We start from the raw sequence: 24,750 nt of genomic DNA, 5'->3' as shown, positions 1-24,750 counted from the left end.
CGGGATCCGGTCCGCGCCCCGCGGTGCGGGTCGTACGCCGTCGGCGGGCGGCGCCCAGCGCGTGGAGGTGCTCAGCGCGTGGTGGTGCGTTCCTGCTCGTCCGCCGCGCCGCCGGCCCCGACCAGGCCCTTGCGCACGTTGCCCAGGCGCGGCTCGAAGCGCCGCATCTCCCGCTGCCCGACGGTGGCGATGATGCCCGGCAGGTAGCCGCGCACCGACTGCATGCCGCGCAGCCACCACTGGGCGTACACGTGCGCGGAGCGCCGCTCGATGCCGGTGACGATCCGGTCCACGGCCGGTCCGAGCGGGTACGTGCGGTTCGACGGCCAGGGCAGCCGCTGCCGCAGCTCGCGCATCACGTCGTCCTGGTCCGCGCCGCGCACCATGTCGGTGTCGGTCCAGGACAGGTAGCCGACGCCGACCTGGACGCCCTTGTACCCGACCTCGGCGCGCAGGCTGTGCGCGAAGGCCTCGACGCCGGACTTGGAGGCGCAGTACGCCGTCATCATCGGCGCCGGGGTGATGGCGGCCAGCGAGGCGATCTGGAGGAAGTAGCCGCGGCTCTCCATGAGGACGGGGAGGAAGGCCCGGGCGGTGACGGCCCCGCCGATCAGGTTGACCTCGATCACGCGGCGCCAGGCGTCGGGGTCGGAGTCGGCGAAGGGGCCGCCCGCGGCGACGCCCGCGTTGGCGACCACGATGTCGACCTTGCCGAAGCGCTGCTTGACCTCCTGCGCCACGCGGGCCATGGCCTCGTGGTCGGTGACGTCGGCGTGCCAGTGGTCGCTGTCGGTCGTCAGCCGCTCGGAGACCTCCTTGAGCGCCGCGGGCTCCAGGCCCACCAGCGCGACCTTCGCGCCGCGCGCCGACAGCTTGCGGGCCAGCAGCTCGCCGACGCCGCGGGCGGCTCCGGTGACGACGGCGACCTGGCCTTCCAGACTCCTGCGTGCGCTCACGGCGTCTCCTCCTTGGCGGGTACGTACAGCTTCGCGAGTTCGGCGATCCGGCCGGTGACGGCCTCGGGGGCCTCGACGGGGGTCATGTGGCCCATGCCGGCGAGTTCGGTGAGGCCGGCGCAGTCCGGGAGGCGTTCGGCGAGGGAGCGGGCGTGGGTGATGGGGGTGAGCCGGTCGGCGGTGCCGCCGAGCACGGCCGTGGGCACGCGGAGCGCCCGTACCCCCGCGTCCAGGTCGAGGGTGGCCAGCACCTGGGACCATCCGTGGCGGACGCCGGTCGGGCAGGCGTGCACGATGCGGGCGCAGGCCTCGACCTTGTCCGGTGAGGAGGCCGGGCCCATGGTGGCGTACCTGAGGACCTTCCTGGCGACCGGCGTGACCGGCCCGAGCGGGGCGCGGGCGCCGAGTACGGCCCGGGTGACGCGGGTGCGCAGGGCACCGGCCCGGAGGGGGAGCACCAGCGCCTCGGCGGTCAGCCGGGAGCTGCCGGTGCTGCACAGCAGGGCCGCGGCGGCGTGCTCGGCGAACTCGGGGCGGTCCGCGGCGGCCATCAGGGTCATGCCGCCCATGGAGTGGCCGGCGAGCACCGCCTTCTCGCCCGGCGCGAGGGTGGCCTTCAGTACGGCGGCCAGGTCGTCCGCCAGTGCCTCCGTGCCGTACCGGCCGGGGGACGCGGGGCTGCGGCCGTGGCCGCGCTGGTCGTAGGCGACCACCCGGTGGGTGGCCGACAGGGCCCGTACCTGCGCGGCCCAGAAGGCCGTGGAGCAGGTCCAGCCGTGGGCCAGCACGACCGCCGGGGCGTCGTCGGGTCCGTGCACCTCGGCGTGCAGCCGGGCGCCGTCGCGGGAGGTGACCACCAGCTCGCGGCGGGCGGCGGGCGGCGCGTAGGGGCCGGCGGTGACGTGCATGAGGCGGCTCATGCGGAGGCCTCCCCGGCGGCGCCGGCGGCCTTCGCTTCCTTGGCGGTCGCGGAGGGGGCCTTCGCGGTCGCGGAGGGGGCCTTCGCGGTCCTGGCCGGGGCCTTCGCGGAGGACCCGGCCACGGCCTTCGCCGCCGCGGCCTGGGCCGGGACCCGCCTGCCGACGCGCACGATCTCGTACTCGGCCAGGTCGACGGTCCGCGTCTCCCGGCGGAACTCACCCGTCGTGCCGGGCCAGACCGTGGTGTTGCGGCCCGCGGCGTCGAGGTACCAGCTGGTGCAGCCACCGGTGTTCCACACGGTCCGCTTCATGCGGTCCTGGACCTTGCGGTTCCAGGTGTGCACGGCGGAGGGGCGGGCGGCGAGCGCCACGCGCCCGCCGAGCACGCCCAGCTGGCGCAGGTAGTCGGCCATGTAGTTCAGCTGGGACTCGATCATGAGGATCATCGAGCTGTTCCCGAGCCCGGTGTTGGGGCCGATGATCGTCATCCAGTTGGGGAAGCCGGCCGCGGTGGCGCCGCGCAGCGACTGCATGCCGTCCTTCCACTCCTCGGCGAGGGTGCGGCCCTCGGCCCCGACGACGCGGTCGGCGATCGGCATGTCGGTGACGTGGAAGCCGGTGCCGAAGACGATCGCGTCGACCTCGGTCTCCGTGCCGTCCGCGGCCACCAGCACCGAGCCGCGGATCTCCTTCAGGCCCGAGGCGACCAGGTCCACGTTGGGCCGGGCGAGCGCCGGGTAGTACTCGCTGGACAGCAGGATCCGCTTGCAGCCGATGCGGTAGTCGGGGGTCAGCTTGGCCCGCAGCTGCGGGTCCTTGATCGCCCGGGCCATGTTGGACTTGGCCAGGGTCTCGATGAAGCCGAGCTGGTTCGGGCGCTTGGTGAAGGCGCTGACCTGGAGCTCCCGGATGCCCCACAGCAGTCCGCGGCGGGCGGCGCGGGTGAAGGGGAGCTGCCGGTGCAGCCACTTCTCGACGCCGGTGATGGCCCGGTCGGTGCGCGGCAGGACCCATGGCGGCGTGCGCTGGAAGAGCGTCAGCCGCTCCACGTCGGGCGCGATGGCCGGGACGATCTGGATGGCGGAGGCGCCGGTGCCGACCATCGCGACGCGCTTGCCGCGCAGGTCGTAGTCGTGGTCCCAGCGGGCCGAGTGGAAGACCTTGCCGGGGAAGTCCGCGAGCCCGGGGATCTCCGGCATCTTCGGGTCGGAGAGCGGTCCGGTCGCGGAGACCACCACGTCGGCGGTCAGGTTCCCGCCCGAGGTCTCGATCTCCCAGTGCAGCTCCTCGGCGTCCCAGCGCATCATGCGGACCTCGTGGTCCAGGCGGATGTGCGGGCGCAGGCCGAAGGTGTCGGCGACGTGCTCCAGGTAGGCGCGGATGTGCGGCTGGCCGGAGAAGGTGCGGGGCCAGTCGGGGTTGGGGGCGAAGGAGAAGGAGTAGAGGTGGGAGGGGACGTCGCAGGCGCAGCCCGGGTAGCTGTTGTCCCGCCAGGTGCCGCCCACGGAGCCGGCCCGCTCCAGCACCACGAAGTCGGTGATCCCCTCGCGGCGCAGCCGGACGGCCGCCCCCAGACCGCCGAATCCGGATCCGACCACCGCCACTCGTACGTGCTCGCGCTCGGCCATGCCGCCGCCCTCCCGCAGTTCGCGACTCTGCCAGCAATCACTGGCACGGTGGAGCGTAGAGCAGCTCCGTACTCATGGGTAGGGGGTCCGCGGGGAAAGTTACCGCCGGTACGGGCCGTCGCCCGGCCGGTCCCCTCGCCGGACCCGCGAGCGCTTAGGCTGCGGGTGTGTCGGAACACGAGGCGGAACCCCAGGGCACGGTACGCGAATACCGCACGGAGGAGCTGGCGGATGCGGCCGGGATCACGGTGCGCACCCTGCGCTTCTACCGCGAGCGGAAGCTGCTGCCGCCGCCGCGCCGCGAGGGCCGGATCGCCTGGTACGACGGCCACCACCTGGCCCGGCTGCGGACCATCGCGGCCCTGCTGGAGCGCGGACACACCCTGGGCGGCATCGCGGAGCTGACCGCCGCCTTCGAGAACGGCCGGGACGTGAACCAGCTCGGCGAACTGCTCGGACTGGGCGAGGGCGGCGGCCTGGGCTGGTCGGAGGAGACGCCGGTCCGGCTCACCCCCGAGGAGCTGGCCGACTACTTCGAGGGCGAGGTCACGCCGGAGAACCTGGCCGCCTCGCTGGACCTCGGCTACCTCGCGGTGGACGGCGACGAGATCGTGCACGTCAGCCGGCGGCTGCTGGACGTCTCCTCGGCGCTGGTGCGCGAGGGCGTGCCGCTGGCGGCCGTCCTGGAGACGGGCCGGCGGGTGCGGGAGCACGCGGAGGCGCTGGCCGGCCTCTTCACCGAGCTGATCGAGGCGCACGTACCGGCGGAGCCGGAGCACACCGCCGGTCCCGTGGACCCGGCCGGCCCCGTGGCCCCCGCCCGCCCGGTGGACCCGGAGGTGCTGGCCAAGGCCGTGGACCGCCTCCGCCCGCTCGCGAAGAGCGTGGTGGAGGCGGAACTCTCGATGGCGATGGACCGGCGGCTGCGGGGGCAGTGACCGCCGCCGGTCCGCCCGTCAGAGGTCGTAGACCACGGTGACCGGCGCGTGGTCGGACCAGCGCTCGGGGTGGGTCTCGGCGCGCTCGACGAAGCCCTTGACCGCCTTCCCGGCCAGTCCGGGCGTGGCCACGTGCAGGTCGATCCGCCAGCCCGCGTCGTTGTCGAAGGCGCGGCCGCGGTAGGACCACCAGGAGTACGGGCCGGCCTGCTCGGGGTGCAGGGCGCGCATCACGTCGACGTACCCGCCCTCGTCGCCGTAGACCTTGCCGAGCCACTCGCGCTCCTCGGGGAGGAAGCCGGCGCTCTTGCGGTTGGTCTTCCAGTTCTTGAGGTCCGCCTCGTTGTGGCAGATGTTCCAGTCGCCGCAGACCAGCACCTCGCGCCCCTCGGCGGCCGAGCGGACCTTCAGCTCGGCGAGGTAGGGCAGGAACTCCGCCATGAACCGGTACTTCTCGTCCTGCTTGGCGGTGCCCGCCTCGCCCGAGGGCAGGTAGAGGCTCGCGACCGTGACGCCGGGCAGGTCGGCCTCGACGTACCGGCCGCTGCCGTCGAACTCCTCGCTGCCGAACCCGACCTGGACGCGCTCGGGGGCCCGGCGGGTGTACAGCGAGACGCCGGCCCGGCCCTTGGCCGCAGCGGGGGCGTGCAGGGTGTGCCAGCCCTCGGGCTCGCGCAGCTCGTCCGGGATCTGGTGCGCCTCGGCCCGCACCTCCTGCATGCAGACCACATCGGCGTCGGTGCCGGCGAGCCAGGGCACCAGGCCCTTCTTGGACGCGGCACGGATGCCGTTGACGTTCACGGAGGTCACGGTGATCAAAGCGGGCTCCCCAGATCGGACAAAACGTGGAGAGCCTAACCGGAGCCGGCCCCGCGGCGGCTCCGCGTCCCAATTCCCGGGGCGGCGCTCAGGGGCGGAGCCGCTTGGCCATGCAGCGGCTGGAGGGGTACTCCCGGTACAGGCCGAACTTCCGGGTCACGTGCTCGTACCCCTCGGACAGGTAGAGCTTGATCGCCTCCGGCTGCTGGTCGCCGGTCTCCAGGGCCATCCGCAGCCGGCCCGCCGCGCGCGCCGAGTCCTCCAGCTCCGCGAGGATGCGCCGGGCCAGCCCGAGGCCGCGGGCCTCGGGGACGACGTACATGCGCTTGAGCTCGGCGTCGCCGTCCGTGTAGCCCTCTTCGTTCTCGTCCTGGGCTCGCCAGCCGCCGCTGGCCAGCGGCTCGCCCGCGGCGTTGTACGCCAGCAGGTACAGGCCGTTGGGCGGGGTGAACATGCCGGGGTCGAGCGGCGTCGCGTCGCCCTCGCCGTCGTACCGCTGCCGGTACTCGATCTGCACGCGGTCGTTCAGCTCCACCGCGTCCGGGTGGTCGTACGGCGTGGGCCGGATCTCGATGATCCCGTGGTCGGTGCGGCGGGCGGTCCCGTCCGTGGTCCCGTGAGGCATTCGAACATCGTACTGAGCCGCGCCGCGGGGCCCGGGCCGGTGTGCCCGGGCGGGTGTGCCCGGGCGGGTGTGCCCGGGCCGCCTTCCCGGGCTGCCGCCGTCACGGCAGCCAGACCGGCGCGTCCGTGCCCCAGCGGGACGGCGTACGGGACCAGTCGGCGGGGCCGGCCGCGAGGGGCGGCAGCGCGTGGCGCAGCTCCCCGTACCCGGAGGGCGCCGGGCGCAGCCAGTCCCCGGCGGCGTAGGGCTCCCCGGCCGGCGCCACCGGCACGACCTCCCGCACCAGCCACGAGGCCGTCCCCGCGAGGGAGAGCCGCACCGTGCGGCCGCCGCCCCCGGCGAGCGCCCGCAGCACGGCACCGGCCGTCAGGTACCCGGTGCCGTGGTCGAGCGCCTGCGCGGGCAGCACCCCGGGGCGCCCCTCCGCGTCCGCCTCCGCGGCGGAGATCCCGTACCCGGCCTGGACCAGTGAGTCGAAGCCGCGGCGGCCCGACCAGTCCCCGGTCCAGCCCCACGCGCACAGCTCGGCCACGACCAGTCCCGGCCGGCGCTCCAGCAGGGCCTCAGCGGACAGACCGAGCCGGTCCAGCGCCCCCGGCCGGTACCCCGAGACCACCACGTCGGCCGTGGCCAGCAGCTCCTCGAACACCGCCCGGTCCCCGGCGGCGGTCAGGTCGAGCCGTGCCGAGCGCTTCCCGAAGCCGGTGTCGGCGTGCGCGTCGTCCGCCTCCGGCAGCTGCGGCGGGTCCACCCGCAGCACGTCGGCGCCCAGCAGTCCGAGCGTGCGGGTGGCGACCGGTCCCGCGATCACACGGGTGAGGTCGAGCACGCGTACGCCGGAGGCGGGCAGCACCGCGCCGTCACCGGCCGTGGCGGCGGGCCCGAGCTCCCGTCCCCCGCCGGACCGGGGGCCCCAGGTGACCAGGGGATGCGGGTCCCCGTACGGCTGCGCCACCGCGACCGCCAGCCCGCCGGCCGCGTACACCCGCTCCTGGACCTCGGCCGCGCGGAGCCCTTCGAGCTCCTTGCGCAGCACCTCGGGGGCCCGGTCGTCGTCGGGGATGCCCAGGGCGGTGAGCAGCGGGCCGCGGTGGTGCGGGTAGTTGGCGTGCGTCCGCAGCCAGCCGTCGGCCGTCCGCCAGAAGCCGGAGAGGGGCGCGAAGCTGACGGGTGCGCGGCCCCCGACGAGGAGGTGGCGCTCGCTGACGAAGGCCGTGGAGACCGCGCCCTCGTCCACGGTGAGCGGGCCGTCCTCCGGTCCCGGCTCCCGGCCCGCGCGGACCGCCGCGAGTTCGGCGGCGGCGAGCGAGCAGGCCCCGACGGTGGCCCTGGCGAGTTCGCGCACCGGCAGCCGTCCGGTGCCGAGGGCGCTGCCGCCCCGGTACCGCACGCGTCCGGCCGCCGCACCGTCGCCACCCAGCGCGGCCCAGGCCTGCGCGGTGGTCACGTCTCCCCGTGTTGTCGTCATGATCCATTCATGCCACGCCAACGGCGGGGGGAGACCGTGCAGTTCGTCACGCCGTGCGGTCGAAACCTCATACCACTCGAACCGGTGAACAGTTTCGCTCGCCCGAGCGAACCGGCGTGACCACGGACAGTGACAGTGGCCACACTCGGTAGCGGCACCGGTGATCGACCGGCGGCCTTCTTCCACTCCTCGACGGGAGCTTTCGCATGCCCACGTACCGATCCCTGACCAGCGCGCTCGCCGCCACCGCCCTGCTCTTCGGCCTGTCCACCGCGGTCGCCTCGCCCGCCGCGGCCAACCCCTGCGGCTTCTACGAGACGCACAGCGACGCCTGGTACAACCACTGCGCGACCGACACGCGCGTCATCATCGAGGTCGAGGTGTGGGGCCCCAACTACGAGCGCTGTGTGGGCCCCGGCGACACCTGGCTGGGCTCCGCGAGCAAGATCGACGGCGCCTGGTACGTGGGTCGCACCTGCTGACCGGCACCCCGGCCCCCTTTCCCGTTCCCCGACACACCCCCTGACAGGTGGTCCCGCCCGGCTTGCGAGGCCCGGGCGGGACCACCACCGTTCCCCCGGCGCATGACCCCCAGGTCGACGTACGGCACGTCAGGCTCCGGCGTTCCCGGAGGCGGAGGTCTCGTAATGGAAGACCTTGGCGACGATCTGCCAGCGCCCCGCCACGTGGACCAGGGTCAGGAAGTCCGTACAGAAACGGGGCCCGAGCGCGCACTCCACCCGCGCCAGGGCCGTCACCGGCCCCGCGAAGTCGACCGACACGATCCGGTCGCGGCGCCGCTCGCCCCGCGCCGCGGGCGGCTCGCGCCGCTCCACCACCGGGAAGTACGCGTCCATGTCCAGCCGCAGCAACTCGCCCCCGCTGGCGGTGGCGTACACGGCCCCGGGATGGAACACCCCCGCGAGCAGCGCCGTGTCGCCCGCGTACAGCCCGTCGAAGTACCGGCCCAGCACCTCGCGGACGGCGGCCTCCCGCCCGACCGCGCCGGGCGCGTCCGATGCGCCGGTGATCACTTCCGTGTCCATGTCTGTCGCCTCTCGTCGCAGGTCGCGAGAACTCACGAGAACCCAGGGGGAACCCGCCGGAACGCGCACCCCGACGCTACGAACGACCGCGCCATCACACCACGACGGAAAAAGAAGCCACCGATAACGTGGCCTTATGAACCAGGACGTGGACCTGCGGGACCTCGAACTCCTCGCCGCGACCGCCGAGTCCGGCTCCCTCACGGCGGCCGCCCGGCTCCTGTACGTCAGCCAGCCCGCCCTCTCGCAGCGGCTGACCCGCCTGGAGGACCGGCTGGGCATGCCGCTCTTCGAACGCCGCGGCCGGCGGCTGGTCCCCAACGCCGCAGGGAGGCGGCTGCTGGTGACGGCCCACCGGGTACTGGGCGAGATCCGCTCGGCCACCCGCGACCTGCGGGAGATGCGCGAGGGCCGCGACCGGCGGGTCCGCTTCACCGTCCAGTGCAGCACCACCCTGCCATGGCTGTCACCGGTGATCCGCGCGTTCCGCGCGCGGCACCCGGAGGCCGAGGTCCGGCTGGAGACCGTCCCGGACGACGCCCCGGTCCCGGCCCTGCTGGCCGACCTCGTCGACGTGGCTCTCGTGACCAAGCCGGACCGGGAGGCCGACCGGGTCGCCCTCACCCGCCTCTTCGACGACGAGATGGTGGCCGTGGTGCCGCGGGACCACCCGTGGGCCGCCCGCCCGCACCTCACCGCGGAGGACTTCTCCGAATCCCACCTGATCCTCTTCGACGCGTACGACCAGACCCGCATCCCGTCGGTCCCGCTGCCGCTCCCCCACGGCGCGCGGCCGGCCCGGATCACCACCATGCCGGTGGTCACGGACCTGGTGATCGAGATGGTGGCCGGCGGCCAGGGGGTCACCGTGCTGCCGAACTGGGCCGCGGCCCCGTACGTCGCGACGCACGGCCTGGCCCTGGTCCGCCCGGCCCCCACCCCGCTGACCCGCACCTGGTCCTGCGCCACCCGCCGGGGACCCCTCCCGCCCCACGTCGCGGCCTTCGCGGAGGTCCTCACCGAGCACCTCCGCGCCCACCCCGCTGTCAGTGCCCACCCCTAACGTGGCCGCATCGACCCACACACCCGATTGCTGCCGGGCGCGTGGCTACCCGAACCCGCCCCGGCGGCCCCGTGAGGGGACAGCGACCGCCGGGGCGGACGCGTACCGTCGGCTCACGGCGGGTCAGGAGTAGGTCATCGGGCACGCCCAGCGCACCGAGTGCTCCGCCGCCCGGAGGTGGACGGCGGCGTAGAAGGCGGTGTCCAGGTCCTCGGCCCACGGCCCCGGATGACTGACGGCCGCCGCCGCGGCCTCCGCGCTGTCGAACCAGTTGGTCAGCGCCAGGTTGCCGCCGTCCCGCGGCACCTGCGGCGGAAGCGCCAGCCGCACCGCCAGCCCCCGGGCCGCCTCCAGGGCCCGGCGCGCACTGCCGACCGTGGTCACCTCGCTGTAGGGCGCCGGTACGGCCAGCTCGAACACGCCCGTGAACTCCGCCGGTACGAGCAGCTCCCACCCGAGCAGCGCATCGACGACGTCGTCCCCACCCGGCTGGGCCCGGCACAGCGCCGCGAACCCCTCGACGGGCCGGCTCATCTTCTCCTCGAACCGCACCCCGGGCTCACCCCACTCCCGGAGCGCCGGCACCCCCCGCCGCCCCAACTCCGCCCGCAGCGCCCCCGCCAGCCCCCCGTAGACCTCCGGGTCACCCCAGTCCCCGCCGTCAACCCCACACAAGTAGATCCCCACCCGAAGAACCTAACCCCACCCACCGACACCCACCCGCGGCATTCTGCGGGCCCACGCACCGACGGGTTGTCAGCACCCGGCTGTTGAATACGCCCATGACCGTTCACGACCTGCTGGCCAGGCTCCCCGACCCGGCAGTCCTGGCCGCCCGGTGCCGGGCGTTCTCGCTGCTCGACAGCATCCTCGACGACGGGCTGCCCACCCACTCGTTCGTGCGGGGCTGGCGCGAGGGCGTCGACCTGGCGACCATGGAGAACGGTTCCGGCGACCAGTACGCCGTCGTCTTCGACCCGGCCGGTGTCTTCCTCTACGGGTTCGACCACGAGTGCGACGCCACTCCCTGGCGGGAAGAGCCCCGCTCGCACTGGCCCGGGCTGCTCGACGGCCTGCCGACACCGCTCGCCCACTACCCCTCCGCCCCGGAGTTCCGGTTCGACGGGTTCTTCGACGCGACGGTGTGCGCCTGGCGCGAGACGGGCTCGGCTCGTTGGGCGTGCGGGCCGGTCGAGTTCGGGGGCGGCGAGTCCGACGGCGCCGACTGGCTGTTCGACCTCCTCGCCGACGGCAGCCCGGAGGCGTACGCCCGCTTCGCCGAGGACTACTACGAGCGGCCCGTCGACCTGGAAGCTGTACGGAGCGTCCTGAGGGGCGCCCCCCTCACCCGCGAGACGGTCGCCGCGCTCTCCCCCGCCGCGGACTTCGAGTCGGTCGCCGTCACGGCCCGTGCCCTGGACCACCCGGTCGGCGCCCCGGCGACCTGAACTCCCTCTCGGCCCGACGCCCCACCGCCGGTTCGGGTGGCAGGGGGTGGGAGAGGGTGAAACGCAGAGATCCCGGCCGGTCTTTCGACCGGTCGGGATCTCGTGACGATTCTCGGTGGCTATCCGAGAACTGTCGTCTGTGGACCTGTGGGGATTTGAACCCCAGACCCCCTCGATGCGAACGAGGTGCGCTACCAGACTGCGCCACAGGCCCTTGCGACGTGTGAAACATTAGCAGGTGATCCGGGCGGCTCCAAAATCCGTTCCCCGGGTGCCTTCGTGCAGGTCACCGCGCGGGGTGCGGGCGGGGCCGCGCCGGGTCACTCGTTCGCGGCGCGGGGGCGGTCCCCGTCCTCGTACTGGTCGAAGAGCGGGGTGCGGCCGCGCTCGCGCGGGCGGCGCTGCGGCGCCGGCCGCTGGCCGCCCTGGGGGCGGGCCCCCGGCTGGCCGGCGGCGTCCTGGGCCGGCTTCGCGTCCGGCTTCGGCTCCTGCGGGCGCGCCTTCAGGCGCGGGTCCGTCGGCTCGGCCGTGGACGACCGCGCCGCGCTCCAGCCGTCCGTCACCGCCGGCCCGGTGGCCCGGGGGGCCACGGGTGCGGTCACGTACGTCGGCAGCGGCACCGGCACCGGCTCCCAGCTGTCGCCGCGAGCCGGCCCCCGCTCGCGCTCGCGCTGCTGGTCCACCCACTCGGCGTGGTCGGTCTGCTCGACCAGCGCGCGGCGCCCGGCCTCCTGCGGGGAGACGACGGGCGCGGGCTCGGGTTCCGTACGCGGCTCCGCCGCCTCCGGCTCGCGCCGCCGCTGGCCGGTCTCCCGCAGCCGCTGCGCGGCGGCCTCGGCCCGGCGCCGGTCCATCGTGAACGCGAACCGCCGCCGCTCCTGCACCCGCAGGTGGACGATGTACGCGCTCAGCAGGACGGCCGGGACACCCGGGGCCCACAGGAAGCCCAGGCCGCCGACGGCCGCGACGACGGCCCCCAGCGTGAAGGCGAGGAAGAGGACGGCGGTGGTACGGCGGCGCCGGGCCAGCACCTTGGTGCGCTGCTGGCGCCGCGCGCGCTCGGCCGTGACGACCGCCGGTTCCGGCCGGGTCGGGGGTACGACGACGGCCCGGGCGTCGGCGGAAGGGATCGCTTCCGTCTCGGCGTCCGGGTCCGAGTGGGGCTCCGCCTCCTCGACACCGCGCTCACGCAGACCCTTGGCGTAACGGCGCTCCATCCCCGCCCGGCCGGACAGCAGCCGGATGGCGGTGGAGAAGCGTTCCGTCGGACGGGCCTCGTTCAGCTCGTCCTGCCTGCGGAGCCACATCGGCACCAAGTAGGCGGCCCAGGCCCCGACGATGACTGCGTAGATGAGGCCGCTGCTGCTCACACCCCACACCGTAGAGGGGTTGGGGCGGCGGCATCGGCCAATTGGGCCGGTGTGTCGCACGATCTGGCTGATATCACGGACTTTTTTTGTGATTCTTCGGATCAGTTTATGGATGAATCGGATTCAAGCCCTGACCCTGGACACATCCCCGGCCGGAATTATTCGAACAGATTTCTTATTTCTGCGGAGTGCCCGGCCGGGCCCGGTGCCAGCGGCTCAGCAGCCCCTCCGGCACCTCCTCGGCGGTCAGCGCGAAAACCAGGTGGTCGCGCCACGCGCCGTCGATGTGGAGGTACCGCGGCCGCAGGCCCTCCTCGCGGAATCCGAGTTTCTCCACGACCCGCCGGCTCGGCCCGTTCTCCGGGCGGATGCACACCTCGATGCGGTGCAGACCGACGGTGCGGAAGCAGTGGTCCACCGCCAGCGCCACGGCCGTCGGCATCACGCCCCGCCCCGCCACGTCGCGGTCGACCCAGTAACCCACGTGCCCGGCGCACATCGAGCCCCAGGTGATGCCGGCCACCGTGAGCTGGCCGGCCAGCCGGCCCTGGTACTCGATGACGAACGGCAGCATCCGGCCCGCGTTCGCCTCCGACCGCAGGTGCCGGACCATCTGCCGGTACGTCGGGCGGTGGATCACCGGCCCCCACGGCGCGGGCGGCGGGATCGTCGCCTCCCAGGGGCGCAGCCAGTCGCGGTTGCGCCGGTTCACCTCGCGCCAGGGCCGCTGGTCGCGCAGCCGGATGGGCCGGAGGACCACGTCGCCGTCCGCCAGCACCACGGGCCAGGAGGGTCGGTTCAGCTCGGGCTCCCCTCGGGCCGGGGGTGGTCGCCGCCCCGGATCTGGTCCACGGCGTGCACCAGGATCCGCTCCAGCACGGCGAGTCCGTCCCGTACGCCGCCGGTCGAGCCCGGCAGGTTCACGATCAGGGTGCGGCCCGCCACGCCGGCCAGGCCGCGGGAGAGGGCCGCGGTCGGCACCTTCGCCAGCGATTCGGCGCGGACGGCCTGCGGGATGCCCGGGACCTCGTAGTCGAGCACGCGGGCGGTCATGTCGGGGGTCCGGTCGGTGGGCGAGATGCCCGTGCCGCCGGTGGTCACGATGACGTCGAAGCCCTCGGCCACGCCCTCGCGCAGCGCCTGCTCCACCGGGTCGCCGTCCGGCACCACGCGCGGGCCGGCGACCTCGAAGCCGAGCCGGGTGAGGCCGTCCGCGAGCAGCGGGCCGCCCTTGTCCTCGTACACGCCGGCCGAGGCGCGGTTGGAGCAGGTGACGACCAGGGCCCGCGGGCCGGGCGCGCCGGTGGCGGGCGGCCGGGCCGACCAGGCCTCGCCGGCCGTGGGACCCGGACCGTGGCTGTGGCTGTGCGCCTCGCCGCCGCGGGGGGTCACGACCGGCTCCAGTCGCCGGACTTGCCGCCGGTCTTCTCCTCCACCCGGACGTCGGTGATGACCGCGCCCTTGTCGACGGCCTTGACCATGTCGATCACGGTGAGGCCGGCCACGGCGACCGCGGTCAGCGCCTCCATCTCCACGCCCGTGCGGTCGGTGGTCCTGACGGTGGCCAGGATCTCCACGGCGTCGTCCGCGACCGTGAGGTCGACCTTGACGCCGGACACGGCGAGCGGGTGGCAGAGCGGGATCAGGTCCGGGGTCTTCTTGGCGCCCATGATCCCGGCGATGCGCGCGGTGGCGAGGGCGTCGCCCTTGGGCACGCCCTCGCCGCGGAGCAGTTCGATGACGCGGGGCGCGACCAGCACCCGTCCACTGGCGCGGGCGGTCCGGGTGGTCACGTCCTTCTCGGAGACGTCCACCATCCGGGCCGCGCCCGCCTCGTCGATGTGGGTCAGCCTGCTGTTGCTGCTCATGTGCTGTGCCGCTCCCGTTCCGGGCCCCGCAAGGGCCTGTGTGGGCGACACGGTACCCGCACCGGCCCCTCCTCAGCCGAGCAGGACCACTTCCAGCTCGGTGCCCGGCTCGACCGAGGTGACGTCCTCCGGTACCACGATGAGCGCGTCGGCGTGGGCCAGCGCGGCGATCAGGTGGGAGCCGGAGCCGCCGACCGGGCTGACGGTGCCGCTCTCGGCGTCGTACTTCCCCCGGAGGAACTGGCGGCGGGCGGCCGGTGAGCGCAGGGCCCGGTCGGACTTGAGGGAGGCCCGGACGCTGGGCCGGCCGACCTCGTCCAGGCCCATCAGGGTGCGGATGGCGGGGCGCACGAAGAGCTCGAAGGAGACGTACGAGGAGACCGGGTTGCCCGGCAGCGCCATCAGCGGGGTGTGGTCGGGGCCGATGGAGCCGAAGCCCTGGGGCTTGCCCGGCTGCATGGCGAGCTTGCGGAAGTCGATGCCGCTGCCGGGCTCGTCCTCGTCCCCGACGGAGGAGAGCGCCTCCTTGACCACGTCGTACGCGCCGACGCTGACGCCGCCGGTGGTGACCAGCAGGTCCGCGCGGATCAGCTGGTCCTCGATGGTGGCGCGGAGGGTCTCGGCGTCGTCGGCGACCGCTCCCACGCGGTAGGCGATGGCGCCGGCGTCCCGGGCGGCGGCGGCCAGGGCGAAGCTGTTGGAGTCGTAGATCCGGCCCTCGGTCAGCGGCTCGCCGGGCTGGACCAGCTCGCTCCCGGTGGACAGGACGACCACGCGGGGGCGGGGCCGGACCCGGACGGTGCCGCGGCCGATGGCGGCGAGCAGGGCGATCTGCGGGGGGCCGAGGACGGTGCCCGCGCTGAGCGCGAGGTCCCCGGCCTGGACGTCGCTGCCGCGGGAGCGCACGTGGGCGCGGGCCTCGGCGGCGCGGTAGACCCGGACCTCGCCCTCGGCGCCCTCGGGGGCGGCGCTGGCGGCGGTCATGCCGGTGGCCGCGCCGCCGCCGGTGCCGCCGTCGGTCCACTCGACGGGTACGACGGCCTCGGCGCCCGGCGGGAGCGGGGCGCCGGTCATGATGCGGGCGGCCTGGCCGGGGCCGACGGTGGGCAGCTCGCCACTGCCGGCCGCGACGTCGCCGATGACGGTCAGCACCGCGGGGTACTCCTCGCCGGCGCCCGAGACGTCGGCCACGCGGACGGCGTACCCGTCCATCGAGCTGTTGTCGAAGGGCGGCAGGGCCACGGGCACGGTGACGTCCTCGACGAGGACGCAGCCCTGGGCGTCGAGCAACTGCAGCTCGATCGGCTCCAGCGGACGGACGGCCGCGAGGACGTCCGCCAGGTGCTCGTCCACCGACCAGAGGCGGCCGGTGTCCTGGGGTGCGGTGCTGCTCAAGGTGCTACATCTCCTCGGTGACGTAACTGCGAAGCCAGGTCCGGAACTCGGGGCCGAGGTCCTCGCGCTCGCACGCGAGCCTGACGATGGCCCGGAGGTAGTCTCCCCGGTCCCCGGTGTCGTAACGGCGGCCCTTGAAGACCACGCCGTGCACCGGGCCGCCCACGGTTTCGTCGGCGGCGAGCTTCTGCAGGGCGTCGGTGAGCTGGATCTCCCCACCGCGGCCCGGCTCGGTCTCACGCAGTATGTCGAAGATCGCGGGGTTGAGGACGTACCGTCCGATGATCGCGTAGTTCGACGGGGCCTCGCTCGGCTCCGGCTTCTCCACCAGGTCGGTCACCACGACGACGTCCTCGTCCTCGGTGGCCTCGACCGCCGCGCAGCCGTAGAGGTGGATCTGGGCGGGGTCGACCTCCATGAGGGCGATGACGGAGCCGCCGGTGCGGTGCTGGACCTCGACCATCTTCGCGAGCAGGGGGTCGCGGGGGTCGATCAGGTCGTCGCCGAGCAGGACGGCGAAGGGCTGGTCGCCCACGTGCGGGGCGGCGCACAGGACGGCGTGGCCCAGGCCGCGGGGGTCGCCCTGGCGGACGTAGTGCATGGTGGCCAGGTCGCTGGACTCCTGGACCTTCTTCAGGCGGTCGTCGTCGCCCTTGGCCACGAGCGCGGACTCCAGCTCGTAGTTGCGGTCGAAGTGGTCCTCCAGCGGCCGCTTGTTACGGCCCGTGATCATCAGCACGTCACTCAGACCCGCCGCGACCGCCTCCTCCACCACGTACTGGATCGCCGGCTTGTCGACGACCGGCAGCATTTCCTTGGGTGTGGCCTTGGTCGCCGGGAGGAACCGGGTGCCGAGTCCGGCCGCCGGGATGACAGCCTTGGTGATCACTGGGTGCGACTGATTCATGGGCGGCACGATATCCGCTGACCCTGTGCAGAAGGTTTGCTTCCGGTTCATACGGGCTGCTTTAGAAGGGTTTACGGGCCAGCTGTGACTGAGAACAGATCCGCCAAATCGGACCTTCGGCGCGAACTCATCGCCTCGCGGCGCGCTTTGACGCCCGAGGCCGTCGAGGACGCCGCCGCGCGCCTGGCCGTCCGGGCCATCGACCTGCCCGAACTGGCGGGGGCCGGAACCGTCGCCGCGTACGTCTCGGTCGGCACGGAGCCCGGCACCCGCGCCCTGATCGACGGGCTCCGGGCCCGCGGGACGCGCGTGCTGCTGCCCGTGCTGCTGCCCGACAACGACCTCGACTGGGCCGTGTACGAGGGCCCGGAGAGCCTCGCCGAGGTGGCCCACGCCGGGAAGATGCGGCTGCTGGAGCCGGCCGGGCCGCGCCTGGGGCCGGCCGCCGTGACCGGCGCGGACGCGGTGCTGCTGCCCGGGCTCGCCGTCGACGCCCGCGGGATGCGCCTGGGGCGGGGCGGGGGCTCGTACGACCGGGTGCTCGCGCGGCTGGAGGCGGCGCGGTCCCACCCGGACCTGGTGGTGCTGCTGTACGACGCCGAGGTGGTGGACCGGGTGCCCGAGGAGCCGCACGACCGCCCGGTGGACGCGGTGGCCACGCCCTCGGGCGTACGGCGCTTCCGGGCGGCCTGAGGACGCCCCCGGAAACGCCGGGAGGGGGACCCCCCGCGGGATCCCCCTCTCCTTCGGCTGCGGCCGCGGCGGGCCTGCGGCCCCCTACGGCTTGAGGACCAGCGTGTCCTCGGTCGCCTTGTCGACGGCGTCCTTGCTGAACGCCCAGTCCAGCAGCTCGCCCTTGGCCCACAGGTCCGTCTGGTCCGTGTAGTGGCTGTTGTAGGCGTGGCCCGAGGCGCCGGTCAGGTTGATCCAGCGGGACTTGTCCAGGTCGTTGAGGTTCACGACCATCCGCATCGACGGGACCCAGGTGACCGAGTACCCGCTCGCCGCGTTCCAGCCGGTGGCGTTGACCGTGGCCTCGCCGCCGCCCAGGTTCCAGGGGCCGCGGTTGAGCAGCCACTGCATGAAGCCGGGGCCCTCGGTGCCGATCGTCTGGTTCTTGAGGGTCAGCCGGTGCAGGCGGCCCCAGCTCCAGGTGCCGGTGTCCTTGCCGAGCTTGGCGGTCAGCTCCCAGCGCGCGTCCTTCATGGCCCGGGCGAAGAGCTGGTCACGGGTGGTGGTCGCCGGGTCGAGGCGGGTCGCCGGGGAGTGCCACCAGGCGGACTTCTCGTCCTTGATGAGCTTCCGGACCACCTCGAACCAGCGGTCGCCGCCGTCCGGCTGCGCCGAGTCCTCGTCGCGCTGGCCGCACTCGCGGACCAGCTCGCTCAGGTCGTCCGCCGGGCCGCTGGCGTCGGCGCGGACGTTCAGGCAGCGGCCCTCGATCCGCAGCTCCTTCGGCAGCTTGTCGCCGAAGGCCAGCTGGAGGATGTTGCGCCAGACCGCGTTGAAGTAGGCGGCGGCGGCCGAGTCGGGCTCCTGGGTGTAGTTCCAGCCCTCCAGCAGGCGCTGCGCCTCGCGCACGTCCGGGTCGTCGATCTGGATCTTCGACAGGATCGGCGTCAGCAGCGTGGCGATCTCGCTGCTGTTGTCCGTCTGCATGGTGCGCATGTCGTCGGTCGAGACCTTGCCGCCGTCCTTGATCTTCGCCTCGATGAGGTCGTTGATCCGCTGGCTGCGGGCGCCGTAGCCCCAGTCGGTGGTGAGGGTGTACGGGTACTTGTCCTCGCCGCTCTGGACGACCGCCTGGTTGGCGGTCACGATGAAGCCGCGCTTGGGGTTGTAGTCCCAGGGCAGCTCGTCCTGCGGGACGAACTTCTTCCAGGCGTACTTCGAGTCCCAGCCCGGCGCCGGCATCCGGCCGTCGCCCGTGGTGCGGACCGGGATGCGGCCCGGGGCCTGGTAGCCGATGTTGCCGGTCGCGCCCTTGTTGTCGGCGTAGATCAGGTTCTGCGAGGGGACCTCGAAGTCGCGGGCGGCCGCCCGGAACTCCTTGAAGTCCCCGGCCCGGTTCAGCTTGAAGACGGCGTCCATCGACCTGCCCGGGTCCAGCGCGGTCCAGCGCAGGGCCACGGCGTAACCGGTGCCGCGGTCGGGGGCCGAGCCGGCGACGGGCGCGCGCTCGCCGACCGTGGCCAGCTCGTCGCTGCGGTCGGAGACCAGCGGACCGTTGTTGGTGGTCCGGACGGTGATCTTCTTGCTGGCCCCGCCGGCCACCTTGATGACCTCTTCGCGGGTGGTGAAGGGGAGGGTCTTGCCGTCGTAGACGTAGCCCTCGGGGCGGACCTGCTCCAGGTAGAGGTCGGTCACGTCGGCGCCGAGGTTGGTCATGCCCCAGGCGATGTCCTGGTTGTGGCCGATGACCACGCCGGGCATGCCGGAGAAGGTGAAGCCGGCGACGTCGTACTGGCAGGAGGCCGAGACCGTACGGCAGTGCAGGCCCATCTGGTACCAGACGGAGGGCAGCTGCGGGGCCAGGTGCGGGTCGTTCGCCAGCAGGGGCTTGCCGGTGGTGGTGTGGCGGCCGGAGACGACCCAGGAGTTCGAGCCGATGCCGGAGCCGTTCGGGCCCAGGATGGCCGGGATCTCGTCCAGGGTCTCCGAGAGGGCGGTCAGCTGGGTGCGCAGGCCCTGGCCGGCGCCCCGCAGGCTGCTGCCGGAGCCGTTGCCGGAGGAGGAACCGCTGCCGGAGGCGCCCTGGGGGTCGTACTTGCCGGTGGCGGAGTCGACGCCGCCGCCCGTGACGATCGGCCGGTTACGGTCGAAGGGGTACGGCGGGTAGAGCTCGTCGATCTGCGCCTTGGTGAGGCGGCTGGACATCAGCGAGCGGTCGATCTCGTCCTGCATGTTGCCCCGCAGGTCCCAGGCCATGGCCTTGAGCCAGGCCACGGAGTCCACCGGGGTCCACTGCTCGGGGGCGTAGTCCTCGGTCAGCTTGAGGGCGGCGTGCTCGACGGACAGGTCCTTGCCGGAGCGGCCCTTCAGCCAGGCGTTGACCCCGTCGGCGTACGCCTGGAGGTACTTCTTCGTCTGGGGGGAGAGCTTGGTGTTGTACTCGGTCTCGGCGACGCGGCGCCAGCCGAGGGTGCGCAGGAAGGCGTCGGTCTCGACCTGGCCGCTGCCGAACATCTCCGACAGCCGACCGGAGGTCATGTGACGCCGGACGTCCATCTCCCAGAACCGGTCCTGCGCGTGGACGTAGCCCTGCGCGCGGAACAGGTCGTCGTCGCTGTCGGCGTACAGCTGCGGGATGCCGTGGGCGTCGCGCTTGACCTCGACCCGGCCGGCCAGGCCCTTGAGCCGGATCTCGCCGGTGGTCTCGGGGTAGGAGGCGCGGACGCTGTCGACGGTCCAGTAGGCGCCGTAGCCAAGGCCCGCGAGCAGCGCCAGTACCAGGAGGAGCACGATCAGACGGGCGCGTCGTCCCTTCTTCTTGGCGGAAGGGGCGGATTCGTTCGCGGGCATCGCTGTCCTTCGAGGGGGCAGGGTGGTCCTGGAGTGCTGGGAGCAACCATAGGCGCAGCGCCCACCCCATTCGGACGCGGTGTCAGGCACTTCCTCGAACTGGCGTTTCACAATGTGGCAATCCAGTCAAGGAATCGTCAAAGATTAGGTAAGGTAACGAAGTAACCGTGCCGTCCGCCTGCCGGAGAAACGATCCGGCCAGGTGATCCTCGAAAGGACCGCCCGCTGACCGTCCACCAGCTCAATGAGCTCCTCCTGGTTTCCTCGCTCGTGCTGCTCGTCGCCGTCGCGGCGGTGCGCGTCTCCTCGCGCAGCGGCCTGCCCAGCCTGCTCATCTACCTGGGCATCGGGGTGGCCATCGGGCAGGACGGGATCGGCGGGGTCACCTTCGACAACGCGGAGCTCACGCAGGTCATCGGTTACGCGGCCCTGGTCGTGATCCTCGCCGAGGGCGGTCTCGGCACGAAGTGGAAGGAGATCAGGCCGGCCCTGCCCGCCGCGATCTCGCTCTCCCTGGTCGGCGTCGCGATCAGCGTCGGCGTGACGGCCGCGGGCGCCCACTACCTGGTCGGCCTGGAGTGGCGGCAGGCGCTGCTGATCGGCGCGGTCGTCTCGTCCACCGACGCGGCGGCGGTCTTCTCGGTGCTGCGCAAGGTGCCGCTGCCCTCGCGCGTGACGGGTGTGCTGGAGGCCGAGTCCGGCTTCAACGACGCCCCCGTCGTGATCCTGGTCGTGGCCTTCTCCACGGTCGGCCCCGTGGACGACTGGTACGTACTGGTCGGCAAGATCGCCCTGGAGCTGGCCATCGGCGCCGGCATCGGCCTGGCGGTCGGCTGGCTGGGCGCGTACGGGCTGCGGCACGTGGCCCTGCCCGCCTCGGGCCTCTACCCGATCGCCGTGATGGCCATCGCCGTGGTCGCGTACGCGGCCGGCGCCCTGGCGCACGGCTCCGGCTTCCTCGCCGTCTACCTGGCGGCGATGGTGCTGGGGAACGCCAAGCTGCCGCACTGGCCCGCCACCCGCGGGTTCGCCGACGGACTCGGCTGGATCGCCCAGATCGGCATGTTCGTCCTGCTCGGACTGCTGGTCACCCCGCACGAGCTGGCCGACGACATCCTGCCCGCCGTGCTGGTCGGCCTGGTGCTGACGCTGGTGGCCCGGCCGCTGGAGGTGTTCGCCAGCCTGGTGCCCTTCAGGCTGCCCTGGCGGGAGAAGGCCCTGATGAGCTGGGCCGGCCTGCGCGGCGCGGTGCCGATCATCCTGGCCACGATCCCCATGGTGTCCGGGATCGAGGGCAGCGAGCGGGTCTTCAACATCGTCTTCGTGCTGGTGGTCGTCTACACCCTGGTCCAGGGCCCGACCCTGCCGTGGCTGGCCCGCACGCTGGACCTGGGCACCGACCGGGCCCCCACCGACCTCGGGATCGAGTCCGCGCCGCTGGAGCGGCTCCGCGGCCACCTGCTCTCCTTCTCCATCCCCGAGGGCTCCCGGATGCACGGCGTGGAGGTCAGTGAGCTGCGGCTGCCCGCGGGGGCCTCGGTGACCCTGGTCGTGCGGGACGGGAAGAGCTTCGTACCGCTGCCCGCGACGGTGCTGCGGCGCGGGGACGACCTGCTCGTGGTCGCCACGGACCCGGTGCGGGACGCCGCCGAGGCGCGGCTGCGCGCGGTGGCACGCGGTGGCAAGCTGGCCGGCTGGCTGGGGACCGGGGGCACCGGATCTTCGCGGGGGCAGGATGGTTCCGGAGGCCCTGGAGCGCGTACGTCCCGTTAATCGCAGGTGAAATCTCAAATTTATCTGCGAAATCACAAGGCACGGAGTGTCGCTCCCCTGTATCATGGCAGGACACCAGATCGAACCAACTCTGCCTGACGCAGAGCTGGCGCGACCGCTCGGCGGCCGTGGCCCCCTCCCGCAGTGGATGGCCCAGGTATCACTCGGTTCTGCGCATGAGGACAGCTCTCGGGGCTCCGTAGTACGGGCGCGGCCCACAAAGCACGCGCCGTCCGCAGACGGGGGCTCTACCAGGCGGCAGAAAGGCAAGGCCGTGGCATCCGCGGTCACGACCGAGAAGTCCCGTCCGGGCTACGGGCAGCTCCTGCGCACGCCCGGCGCCATCAGCTTCCTGCTCCCGGGGTTCGCCGCCCGGCAGCCCTTCGCCATGCTGACCATCAGCATCGTGCTCCTGGTCCAGCACACCACCGGTTCCTACGGCAGCGCCGGCATCGTGGCCGCCGTCACCGGTGTCTCCATGGCCGTCTTCGCCCCGCAGATGGGCAAGCTGGCCGACCGGTTCGGCCAGAGCGCCGTGCTGGTCCCCGTCGTCCTGGCGCACGCCGCCGCCGTGAGCGGCCTGACGGCCCTCGCGCTGCTCGGCGCGCCGCTGTGGGCGCTGGCACTGGCCGCCGTCCCGGCCGGTGCCTCCGTACCGCAGGTCGGCCCGATGGTGCGGGCCCGCTGGGCCTCGCGCCTGGAGGGCTCGCCGCTGCTGCCGACCGCCGCGGCCTTCGAGTCCGTGACGGACGAGTTCACCTTCGTCGTGGGTCCCGTGCTGGCCACCGCGCTGTGCACCGGCGTGCACCCGGCCGCCGGCCTGGTCACCGAGGCCGCCCTGACCCTGCTCGGCGGTCTGCTCTTCGCCGCGCAGCGCGCGACCCAGCCCAAGCCGCACGGCCGCGCCGCCGCGGCGGGCGAGAAGCACGCCTCGGCCCTCTCCATCCCGGGTGTGCGCGTCCTGATCATCGCGTTCCTGGGCATCGGCGCCGTCTTCGGCGGCATGCAGGTCTCGCTGACCGCCTTCTCCGAGGAGATCGGCAACCCGGGCGTCAACGGCGTCCTGTACGGCGTCTTCGCCGCCGGCAACATGATCGCGGGCATCGCGTGCGGCGCCATCGCCTGGAAGATCGGCCCGCGCCGCCGGCTGATCCTGGGCTACGCCGCGCTGACCGTCGCCGCCTCGGTGCTGTGGGCCGCGCACTCGCCCTACCTGCTCGCGGGCCTCGGCCTGCTGGTGGGCCTGTCCATCGCCCCGGCGCTGATCACCGGCTACACGCTGGTCGAGAAGCTGGTCCCGGCCGCCACCCGCACCGAGGCCTTCACCTGGCTGACCGGCGCCGTGGCGCTGGGCCAGGCCGCGGCGGTCACCGTCGCCGGGCGGCTGGCCGACGCGTACGGCTCCGGCGCGGGCTTCCTGGTCCCGCTGGCGGCCACCGCGCTGGCCTTCGCGACCCTGGTGGCGCTGCGTTCCAAGCTGGCCCCGAAGGCCCCGAGCCGGATCGTCAGCGCCTCGCCGACGACGCCGGTCACGACCGTGGCCAAGGCCGCGGGCGGGCGGTCCGCCGAGCGTGGTGTCGGTCACCGCGTGCCGGTGACGGTGGACTGATCGGGCGGAATACGTCACCATGGAGTTTCGTTAGCACTCATCGAGTCAGAGTGCCAGGAGGAAATTCGTGCCGACCTACCAGTACCAGTGCACCGAGTGCGGCGAAGGCCTCGAGGCGGTGCAGAAGTTCACCGACGACGCCCTGACCGAGTGCCCGAGCTGCAAGGGACGCCTCAAGAAGGTGTTCTCCGCGGTCGGCATCGTCTTCAAGGGCTCGGGCTTCTACCGCAACGACAGCCGCGGCGCCTCTTCGAGCAGCACGCCCGCATCGAAGCCGGCCTCGTCGAGCTCGTCGTCCGGCACGTCGTCCGCCCCGGCGGCTTCGTCCTCGGCCTCTTCCCCGGCCTCCTCGGCTTCCTCGTCGAGCAGCAGCTCGGCCGCCTGACCGCGGACCGCTCGCACCGCTCGTACCTGCTTGCGCGAAGACCCCGTCGTCCTGTCGGACGGCGGGGTCTTCGGCGTCCCCCGCTAGGGTGAACGGCATGGTGCATGCAGAGATCGGTGTCATCGGCGGCTCGGGCTTCTACTCCTTCCTGGAGGACGTCTCGGAGCTGTCGGTCGAGACTCCCTACGGAAAGCCCAGCGACTCGCTCTACATCGGGCGGATCGCGGACCGCTCCGTCGCCTTCCTCCCGCGGCACGGCCGGAGCCACCACCTGCCGCCGCACAGGATCAACTACCGGGCCAACCTGTGGGCGCTCCGCTCGGTGGGCGTCCGGCAGGTGCTGGGCCCCTGCGCGGTGGGCGGCCTGCGGACCGAGTACGGGCCGGGGACGCTGCTGGTGCCGGACCAGCTGGTCGACCGTACGAGGGGCCGCGAGCAGACCTTCTTCGACGGCGAGCCGCTGCCCGACGGCACGCGGCCGAACGTCGTCCACACGACCTTCGCCGACCCGTACTGCCCCGCGGGGCGCCGGGTGGCCGTGGCGGCCGCCCGCGGGCGCTCCTGGGAGGCGGTGGACGGCGGCACGATGGTGGTCATCGAGGGGCCCCGTTTCTCGACGCGCGCCGAGTCGCAGTTCCACGCGGCCATGGGCTGGTCGGTGGTCGGCATGACCGGGCACCCGGAGGCGGTCCTGGCCCGCGAGCTGGGGCTCTGCTACACCTCGATGGCCCTGGTCACGGACCTGGACGCGGGTGCGGAGACCGGTGAGGGCGTGTCCCACACCGAGGTGCTGAGGGTGTTCGGCGAGAACATCGGGCGGCTGCGTTCGGTGCTCTTCGACGCCGTGGAGGCGCTGCCGAAGACGGACGAGCGCGACTGCCTGTGCACCCATGCGCACGACGGCTGGGACCTGGGCATCGAGCTGCCGTAGGCGCGCCGGTCCGCAGGGCCGGCGGGCGTCGGCCCGCCGGTGCGAACGTGACCCCGTCACCCGTGTGGGTGGCGGGGTT

The 24,750-nt window shown here is 73.3% G+C and carries 24 protein-coding genes and 1 tRNA gene; 9 read left to right on the top strand and 16 right to left on the bottom strand.

Going from position 1 to position 24,750, the window contains the following annotated elements; all coding sequences use genetic code 11:
* Positions 1–71 precede the first annotated feature (71 nt).
* From ACIQUR_RS06470 to ACIQUR_RS06460, 3 genes are read right to left on the bottom strand one after another with little or no spacing between them, the layout of a single operon-like run.
* On the bottom strand, positions 72–956 hold the full coding sequence (locus ACIQUR_RS06470; RefSeq protein WP_403659207.1) for an SDR family oxidoreductase: 885 nt from the start codon (positions 954–956) through the stop codon (positions 72–74).
* Positions 953–1,876 carry an alpha/beta fold hydrolase gene (locus tag ACIQUR_RS06465; RefSeq protein WP_403659204.1) on the bottom strand — a complete coding sequence of 308 codons (924 nt, stop codon included), beginning with the start codon at positions 1,874–1,876 and terminating at the stop codon, positions 953–955. Before ACIQUR_RS06465 ends, ACIQUR_RS06470 begins: the two co-directional genes overlap by 4 nt.
* The gene (locus tag ACIQUR_RS06460; protein ID WP_403659201.1) at positions 1,873–3,504 is read right to left on the bottom strand and encodes a flavin-containing monooxygenase; all 1,632 of its coding nucleotides are present in this window, start codon (positions 3,502–3,504) and stop codon (positions 1,873–1,875) included. Before ACIQUR_RS06460 ends, ACIQUR_RS06465 begins: the two co-directional genes overlap by 4 nt.
* A 167-nt stretch (positions 3,505–3,671) precedes the next feature.
* On the opposite strand from ACIQUR_RS06460, the gene ACIQUR_RS06455 reads away from it, so the two are divergent.
* Positions 3,672–4,442 (top strand): MerR family transcriptional regulator, encoded by a 771-nt coding sequence (locus ACIQUR_RS06455; protein ID WP_403659198.1) that lies wholly within the window; start codon positions 3,672–3,674, stop codon positions 4,440–4,442.
* A gap of 18 nt (positions 4,443–4,460) precedes the next feature.
* Here the strand turns inward: ACIQUR_RS06455 and ACIQUR_RS06450 are convergent, their stop codons facing one another.
* The 3 genes from ACIQUR_RS06450 to ACIQUR_RS06440 all read right to left on the bottom strand — a co-directional run bounded on the left by ACIQUR_RS06450 (position 4,461) and on the right by ACIQUR_RS06440 (position 7,354).
* Complete coding sequence (locus ACIQUR_RS06450) at positions 4,461–5,252, bottom strand: exodeoxyribonuclease III (protein ID WP_403659841.1); 792 nt, start codon at positions 5,250–5,252, stop codon at positions 4,461–4,463.
* Positions 5,253–5,349: 97 nt separating this feature from the next.
* Complete coding sequence (locus ACIQUR_RS06445) at positions 5,350–5,835, bottom strand: GNAT family N-acetyltransferase (RefSeq protein WP_403659838.1); 486 nt, start codon at positions 5,833–5,835, stop codon at positions 5,350–5,352.
* 151 nt (positions 5,836–5,986) lie between these two features.
* Positions 5,987–7,354 carry a CoA transferase gene (locus ACIQUR_RS06440; RefSeq protein ID WP_403659195.1) on the bottom strand — a complete coding sequence of 456 codons (1,368 nt, stop codon included), beginning with the start codon at positions 7,352–7,354 and terminating at the stop codon, positions 5,987–5,989.
* A 206-nt stretch (positions 7,355–7,560) separates the two neighbouring features.
* Between ACIQUR_RS06440 and ACIQUR_RS06435 the strand changes: the two genes are divergently transcribed.
* The gene (locus ACIQUR_RS06435; RefSeq protein ID WP_403659192.1) at positions 7,561–7,836 is read left to right on the top strand and encodes a DUF6355 family natural product biosynthesis protein; all 276 of its coding nucleotides are present in this window, start codon (positions 7,561–7,563) and stop codon (positions 7,834–7,836) included.
* Between the two features lie 129 nt (positions 7,837–7,965).
* On the opposite strand, the gene ACIQUR_RS06430 is transcribed toward ACIQUR_RS06435, so the two are convergent.
* Positions 7,966–8,400: a nuclear transport factor 2 family protein gene (locus tag ACIQUR_RS06430; protein ID WP_403659189.1), complete on the bottom strand. Its 435-nt coding sequence runs from the start codon at positions 8,398–8,400 to the stop codon at positions 7,966–7,968.
* Between the two features lie 136 nt (positions 8,401–8,536).
* Between ACIQUR_RS06430 and ACIQUR_RS06425 the strand changes: the two genes are divergently transcribed.
* Positions 8,537–9,463 (top strand): LysR family transcriptional regulator, encoded by a 927-nt coding sequence (locus ACIQUR_RS06425; protein ID WP_403659186.1) that lies wholly within the window; start codon positions 8,537–8,539, stop codon positions 9,461–9,463.
* Between the two features lie 123 nt (positions 9,464–9,586).
* Here the strand turns inward: ACIQUR_RS06425 and ACIQUR_RS06420 are convergent, their stop codons facing one another.
* Positions 9,587–10,150: a hypothetical protein gene (locus ACIQUR_RS06420; protein WP_403659183.1), complete on the bottom strand. Its 564-nt coding sequence runs from the start codon at positions 10,148–10,150 to the stop codon at positions 9,587–9,589.
* Between the two features lie 95 nt (positions 10,151–10,245).
* Between ACIQUR_RS06420 and ACIQUR_RS06415 the strand changes: the two genes are divergently transcribed.
* The gene (locus tag ACIQUR_RS06415; protein WP_403659180.1) at positions 10,246–10,911 is read left to right on the top strand and encodes a hypothetical protein; all 666 of its coding nucleotides are present in this window, start codon (positions 10,246–10,248) and stop codon (positions 10,909–10,911) included.
* Positions 10,912–11,051: 140 nt separating this feature from the next.
* Here ACIQUR_RS06415 and ACIQUR_RS06410 read toward each other — a convergent pair.
* The 7 genes from ACIQUR_RS06410 to galU all read right to left on the bottom strand — a co-directional run bounded on the left by ACIQUR_RS06410 (position 11,052) and on the right by galU (position 16,451).
* Positions 11,052–11,125 (bottom strand) — tRNA-Ala (locus ACIQUR_RS06410).
* Positions 11,126–11,231: 106 nt separating this feature from the next.
* On the bottom strand, positions 11,232–12,281 hold the full coding sequence (locus ACIQUR_RS06405; protein WP_403659177.1) for a hypothetical protein: 1,050 nt from the start codon (positions 12,279–12,281) through the stop codon (positions 11,232–11,234).
* A gap of 175 nt (positions 12,282–12,456) precedes the next feature.
* The gene (locus tag ACIQUR_RS06400; RefSeq protein WP_403659174.1) at positions 12,457–13,062 is read right to left on the bottom strand and encodes a GNAT family N-acetyltransferase; all 606 of its coding nucleotides are present in this window, start codon (positions 13,060–13,062) and stop codon (positions 12,457–12,459) included.
* Positions 13,063–13,079: 17 nt separating this feature from the next.
* Positions 13,080–13,673 (bottom strand): molybdenum cofactor biosynthesis protein B, encoded by a 594-nt coding sequence (locus tag ACIQUR_RS06395; protein WP_403659171.1) that lies wholly within the window; start codon positions 13,671–13,673, stop codon positions 13,080–13,082.
* Entirely contained in the window at positions 13,670–14,149 is a 480-nt protein-coding gene (gene moaC / locus ACIQUR_RS06390) for a cyclic pyranopterin monophosphate synthase MoaC (RefSeq protein WP_403659169.1), read from the bottom strand. Before moaC ends, ACIQUR_RS06395 begins: the two co-directional genes overlap by 4 nt.
* Positions 14,150–14,221: 72 nt before the next feature.
* Positions 14,222–15,544: a gephyrin-like molybdotransferase Glp gene (gene glp / locus ACIQUR_RS06385; protein WP_403659166.1), complete on the bottom strand. Its 1,323-nt coding sequence runs from the start codon at positions 15,542–15,544 to the stop codon at positions 14,222–14,224.
* 4 nt (positions 15,545–15,548) lie between these two features.
* The gene (galU, locus tag ACIQUR_RS06380; RefSeq protein ID WP_403659163.1) at positions 15,549–16,451 is read right to left on the bottom strand and encodes a UTP--glucose-1-phosphate uridylyltransferase GalU; all 903 of its coding nucleotides are present in this window, start codon (positions 16,449–16,451) and stop codon (positions 15,549–15,551) included.
* Positions 16,452–16,535: 84 nt separating this feature from the next.
* On the opposite strand from galU, the gene ACIQUR_RS06375 reads away from it, so the two are divergent.
* Complete coding sequence (locus ACIQUR_RS06375) at positions 16,536–17,144, top strand: 5-formyltetrahydrofolate cyclo-ligase (protein WP_403659160.1); 609 nt, start codon at positions 16,536–16,538, stop codon at positions 17,142–17,144.
* An 84-nt stretch (positions 17,145–17,228) separates the two neighbouring features.
* On the opposite strand, the gene ACIQUR_RS06370 is transcribed toward ACIQUR_RS06375, so the two are convergent.
* Positions 17,229–19,973: a penicillin acylase family protein gene (locus tag ACIQUR_RS06370; RefSeq protein WP_403659157.1), complete on the bottom strand. Its 2,745-nt coding sequence runs from the start codon at positions 19,971–19,973 to the stop codon at positions 17,229–17,231.
* Positions 19,974–20,165: 192 nt separating this feature from the next.
* On the opposite strand from ACIQUR_RS06370, the gene ACIQUR_RS06365 reads away from it, so the two are divergent.
* From ACIQUR_RS06365 to ACIQUR_RS06350, 4 genes are all read left to right on the top strand, one after another.
* On the top strand, positions 20,166–21,746 hold the full coding sequence (locus ACIQUR_RS06365; RefSeq protein ID WP_403659835.1) for a potassium/proton antiporter: 1,581 nt from the start codon (positions 20,166–20,168) through the stop codon (positions 21,744–21,746).
* Positions 21,747–22,020: 274 nt separating this feature from the next.
* On the top strand, positions 22,021–23,355 hold the full coding sequence (locus ACIQUR_RS06360) for an MFS transporter (protein WP_403659154.1): 1,335 nt from the start codon (positions 22,021–22,023) through the stop codon (positions 23,353–23,355).
* Between the two features lie 67 nt (positions 23,356–23,422).
* Complete coding sequence (locus ACIQUR_RS06355) at positions 23,423–23,740, top strand: FmdB family zinc ribbon protein (protein WP_403659152.1); 318 nt, start codon at positions 23,423–23,425, stop codon at positions 23,738–23,740.
* 97 nt (positions 23,741–23,837) lie between these two features.
* On the top strand, positions 23,838–24,671 hold the full coding sequence (locus ACIQUR_RS06350; RefSeq protein WP_403659149.1) for an S-methyl-5'-thioadenosine phosphorylase: 834 nt from the start codon (positions 23,838–23,840) through the stop codon (positions 24,669–24,671).
* Positions 24,672–24,750 lie beyond the last annotated feature (79 nt).

It is taken from the genome of Streptomyces sp. NPDC101132 (assembly GCF_044759225.1).
Lineage (GTDB): Bacteria > Actinomycetota > Actinomycetes > Streptomycetales > Streptomycetaceae > Streptomyces.
This window is presented reverse-complemented; position numbering and strand designations above follow the sequence as displayed.